Below are 494 nucleotides of genomic sequence, written 5' to 3'. Positions count from 1 at the left end.
ACCATAGTCGTTTGTTATGTATATTTACTGTTGGTAAGCTAGATTGTCTACCGTTTTCTGATTTGTGATAACTTTTTCGACTAACAAAGGCAAAGTACCACCTAAATATAATGCAGCAAGCCAATTATTCACTGCACCAAAAGCAACAGCTAGAGCAGTTAAAACCAATGCGCCTATAGGTATCATAAAAAGCTTAATTAAAAAAAACTCGATATCAAGATCAATTTTTTTCTCTGGTTCAACCTTTTGTCTAGTAATTAAGTCACTCATAAAAGGAAATAACCCACCAAAAAAACCTGTAAAACACAACAATACAGAAAGCGAAACTGACATTCCTAAAATTTCAATACTAGTAGACACGATTCAGCACAGCCCCCATCATTTTCTCTTTCCATGATGCTTTCTTGTTATAATGCTTCCGAGTTGTAACTAACTTCTCACCATTAACCCCTTTTCTATACAATTCAACAACTTCTGTAGTGGTCAAGTAAAAC

General features: G+C 34.4%; 1 protein-coding gene. It reads right to left on the bottom strand.

Annotation, left to right across the window (positions count from 1 at the left end; genetic code table 11):
* Nucleotides 1-24: 24 nt before the first annotated feature.
* A complete protein-coding gene (locus A6E03_RS03420) occupies nucleotides 25-360 on the bottom strand; it encodes a hypothetical protein (RefSeq protein WP_065600172.1) in 336 nt (111 codons plus the stop codon).
* Nucleotides 361-494 lie beyond the last annotated feature (134 nt).

It is taken from the genome of Aliivibrio sp. 1S128, from assembly GCF_001691065.1.
Lineage (GTDB): Bacteria > Pseudomonadota > Gammaproteobacteria > Enterobacterales > Vibrionaceae > Aliivibrio.
The sequence above is the reverse complement of the archived record's forward strand: the minus strand, read 5'-3'. Positions and strand labels throughout refer to the sequence as shown.